This window comes from Novosphingobium sp. 11B (assembly GCF_054589055.1).
The window spans coordinates 4,128-7,864 of the sequence record NZ_BAAILP010000146.1; the positions used below are offsets into that span (position 1 = coordinate 4,128).

4 protein-coding genes are annotated in these 3,737 nt (G+C 67.6%); 2 read left to right on the forward strand and 2 right to left on the reverse strand.

What is annotated here, in order from left to right; translation table 11 throughout:
• Window positions 1-71 precede the first annotated feature (71 nt).
• The gene (locus ACYPYD_RS13350; RefSeq protein ID WP_459663566.1) at window positions 72-1,529 is read left to right on the forward strand and encodes a hypothetical protein; all 1,458 of its coding nucleotides are present in this window, start codon (window positions 72-74) and stop codon (window positions 1,527-1,529) included.
• Here ACYPYD_RS13350 and ACYPYD_RS13355 read toward each other — a convergent pair.
• The gene (locus tag ACYPYD_RS13355; RefSeq protein ID WP_459663568.1) at window positions 1,492-2,172 is read right to left on the reverse strand and encodes an SDR family NAD(P)-dependent oxidoreductase; all 681 of its coding nucleotides are present in this window, start codon (window positions 2,170-2,172) and stop codon (window positions 1,492-1,494) included. The two genes, ACYPYD_RS13350 and ACYPYD_RS13355, sit on opposite strands and share 38 nt — an antisense overlap.
• A 148-nt stretch (window positions 2,173-2,320) precedes the next feature.
• Window positions 2,321-2,800 (reverse strand): peroxiredoxin, encoded by a 480-nt coding sequence (locus ACYPYD_RS13360; protein WP_069707599.1) that lies wholly within the window; start codon window positions 2,798-2,800, stop codon window positions 2,321-2,323.
• Between the two features lie 320 nt (window positions 2,801-3,120).
• Between ACYPYD_RS13360 and ACYPYD_RS13365 the strand changes: the two genes are divergently transcribed.
• Window positions 3,121-3,633 carry a hypothetical protein gene (locus ACYPYD_RS13365; protein ID WP_008829669.1) on the forward strand — a complete coding sequence of 171 codons (513 nt, stop codon included), beginning with the start codon at window positions 3,121-3,123 and terminating at the stop codon, window positions 3,631-3,633.
• The last annotated feature ends 104 nt before the right edge of the window (window positions 3,634-3,737 follow it).

Consider the following 3,737-nt stretch of genomic DNA (forward strand, 5'->3'; position numbering starts at 1 on the left):
CTTGAACGCCGCCGCGCCTGCGGCCAGAGCCGCTGGCATCCGGTGAGGGCAGGCCGGAGGCGGACAGGCAGATGATCGAGCAGAATAACGGGGCATTTCAGGCAACACCGGCGCGCGTGCGCCTGCTGCTGGCGCTCGTCCCCGCGGTGACGTTGCTGGTCCTGCTGCTGCGGCCGGTGTGGGACGTCGATATCTTCTGGCAGCTCAAGCTGGGCGAACTGATCGTCGATCGCGGCGGCCCGGTGCCGACCGAGCCTTTCGCCGCGCTCCATGCCGGAGAGCCGCTGCCCGCCGTCGCATGGGCCGGGCAGGCGGTCATGGCGACGGTGCGGCGGATCGGCGGCTGGGACCTGCTGCGCGTGTTCGACGCCTTGTGCTGGCTCGGCGGCTTCTGGGCCGTCGCCGCCGCATGCCGCTGGAAGGGCGCTAGTCTGCAGGCCGTGATGCTGGCGCTGGCGCTGGTCTTCGTCGCGGCGCTGCCGACCGCAAGCGTGCGCCCGCAGAGCTTTGCCTGCCTGTGCTTCGGGCTGCTGCTCGCGCTGCAGCGGCTGGACTTGCGGCCGCTGCCGATGGTGGCGTTGGGTCTGCCGGTGCTGATTGCGTGGCAGAACCTGCATCCTTCGGTGAGTGTCGCGGTGGCGGCGCTGAACCTTGCCGCCGGGGCCGGATGGTATCGCTGGACAACCGGCCGCGCCGCCGCTCGTCCATGGGGGCTGAGCGCCCTCGGCGTGCTTTCGGTGGCGGCGATGTTCGCCACGCCCGACGGCGCCTCGATACTCGCGACCTCGGCCGCCAACGCGCAGGCGAGCATAGCCATCGGCGCGAGCGAGTGGTTCCCGATCTGGACACCCGCCAACCATCCCAATGCCCTGCCGGTGCTGGTGGTGACCGTGCTGACGCTCTGGCTGATCGTGCGTCGGGGCGGGTGCGTCGATCTGGCGGAAATCGCCGTCGTCATCGGCCTTTCGGTGATGACGCTGACGGCCTATCGCTTCGTGCTGTTCTGGGCGGTGGCGATGGTGCCGGTGATCGCCCGCGCTGCCGGAAAGGAGGGCGCGAAACCCGCCCGTTCGGAATGGCTGACGGTGCTGGCTCCGCTCGGGCTCGTCGCTGTGGTCACCCCGCTGCTCGCGCCGACGCGCTTCGCGCCGACTCTGCCGCTGAAAGCGGTGGAGCACTTGCGCAAATTCGGGGTGCGCGGGACGGTCTATGGTGATTTCCCGTTCGGCGGCGTCATCATCGACAACGGCTACCCGCACTGGAAGGTCGCTTACGACGGCCGCTACTACCGCTACGCGCGCGAGGAGTGGCAGTACAACGGCGGGATCGAGAACGGTATCGTCCCGCTCGTCGACGTCGTGCGCAAGTGGAACCCGGCCGCCTTCGTGCTCGACGAGGACCACAATGCGCCGCTCGCCGAGGCACTCGCCCGCAGCCGCGCATGGCAGCGCATCTATGCGGGTGAGGGCATCGTCGTCTACGTGCCGCGCATCATCCGCCGCGCGTCACCGGGATCAGCGCCCCGCTGATCGCCCGCGCCTGTGCCGAGGCGAGGAACACGATCACGTCGGCGATGGCCGAAGGCTGCACCCATGTCGCAAAGTCCGCGTCGGGCATGTCGGCGCGATTGCTGGGCGTGTCGATGGTGCTCGGCAGGATCGCGTTGACGGTGACGGCGGTGCCGGAAAGCTCCTCGGACAGCGCTTCGGTCAGCCGGTGGACGCCCGATTTCGACGCGGTGTAGGCGCCCATGCCCGCTGCGGCCTTTCCCGCCGCGCCCGCACCGATGTTGACGATCCGGCCCGCGGCCGAAGCCTTGAGTGCGGGCAGGGCGAGCTTGGTGATCGTTGCGCCGGTCAGCAGGTTCATCGCCTGCATCTTCACCCAGGCATCGATCGAGCCGTCCTCCAGCGTCTCCCAGGTGAAGCCGCCCGCGACGTTCACCAGCACGTCCACCCCGCCATGCGCGCCTGCGACCGTGTCCAGCGCGACCTGGGTGGAGGCCGCATCGGTCAGGTCCACCCCGCCGATGTCGAGCGCGCCGTCCAGCGGCTCATGCGCGGTCTTCGCGAAGTCCACGCGGGCGACCTTGTCTCCCGCCGCAGCGAAGGCCTGCGCCACTGCCTGCCCCAGAACCCCGAAACCACCGGTGACGATAACCGAGCGCGCCATGATCTAACCCCTGAGATGAATTGTTCGCACAAGTGCTACCCGCGCACCCCGCCAAGGCCAAGGTACGAGGCCATTCCACCGCCCCGCCGATACGAAAAGGGCGCCCCTCCGCATGGAAGGGCGCCCTTTTGCCGAATATGCCTCAGGCTCAGAGCTGGCCGAGCATGTGCTCCGCCGAGCTGACCTCGAACGAGCCGGGCGCCTCGACGTTGAGCTGCTCGACCACGCCGTCGTTGACGACCATCGAGTAGCGCTGGCTGCGCGTGCCCATGCCGAAGCCCGAACCGTCCATGGTCAGGTCCACCGCCTTGGCGAAGTCGGCGTTGCCGTCAGCCAGCAGGGTCACGTCCGATGCCTCGGCGGCCTTGCCCCAGGCGCCCATCACGAAGGCGTCGTTGACCGAGGTGCAGACGATCTCGTCGATGCCCTTGGCCTTGAACTCTTCCGCCTTGTCGACGAAGCCGGGCAGGTGCTTGGCCGAGCAGGTCGGGGTGAACGCGCCGGGAACCGCGAAGAACGCGACCTTCTTGCCCGCGAAGTATTCGGAGGACTGCACCGGCTCGGGGCCGCTTTCGCCGACCTTGATGAGCTTTACGTCGGGCAGCGTGTCGCCAACGGAGATGGCCATGGCATTCGTCCTTTCATGACAGCAAAACGGCTTTGCCGCGCAGATATAGGCCGAGCGCCCGGATGGGCAACGCCGCACCTGCGGGAATTTCGATTCGCGCCGTGAGCCGGGCGCCGAGCAAGGCGTGTCGCGGCGGCGTCCGGGGATACGTTCACTCATGCTCTCAAAGGGCGTCCGATGTGGTCATTCGTGATCGTTCAACCGGCCATTTTGCGGGGATTTTCATCGTGAAAATGCGTTAACCGTGGTTCTTCAGATCGCGGTATGCAATCGATGACATTCCCGTTCGGTCAGGCGATTTGCCTGCGGGGAACAGGGCAATGATCAGGATCGGAATCAAGCGGCCGTGGCTGGCCGTGACACTCGCGTGCGGGCTCGGTGCGGCAACACCGGCACTCGCGCAATCGGCAGTACCGGAGGCACCTCATACCGTCGTCGCACCGCCGACGGCTCGCCCGAGCGAGGCGCAGAAGCTGCGCCGCATGGACATCATGCTGATGGTGACCGGCCTGCGATGCCGCACCACGGCGGACGACTTCATGGAGGACTACGGCAAGTTCACCAGCAGCCACATGTCCGAACTCAACGAGGCGAATGCCCAGCTGCGCGCCGAACTCGGCGATGCCGCCGACGCCTCGGGCGGGCCGCTCGACCGCATGAGCGTGGTCATGGCCAACGAGTACGGCGGCGGCCATCCCTGGCTCTCGTGCCACCAGTTGCGCTCGATCACGCAGGGACTCGCCACGGTGCAGGGCCGCGCAACGCTGGTGGAAGTCGCGGGGCAGCTCTTGGAGCGCCAGCCGCCCATCCTCATGGCTCTGGCCATGCGTTGAACAGAACATATAAAGCTATCTTTATATTTGCCTCGCTGATGCGGAGCGGGTAGGGACGCGGCAGTACCGGCGCCGCTCGCGGGTGGTTTTCCGCGCGCGGCGCC

Coding starts and splice junctions, on each gene's coding strand:
- ACYPYD_RS13350 (WP_459663566.1), top strand. CDS start 72: ATGATCGAGCAGAATAACGGGGCATTTCAGGCAACACCGGCGCGCGTG.
- ACYPYD_RS13355 (WP_459663568.1), bottom strand. CDS start 2,172: ATGGCGCGCTCGGTTATCGTCACCGGTGGTTTCGGGGTTCTGGGGCAG.
- ACYPYD_RS13360 (WP_069707599.1), bottom strand. CDS start 2,800: ATGGCCATCTCCGTTGGCGACACGCTGCCCGACGTAAAGCTCATCAAG.
- ACYPYD_RS13365 (WP_008829669.1), top strand. CDS start 3,121: ATGATCAGGATCGGAATCAAGCGGCCGTGGCTGGCCGTGACACTCGCG.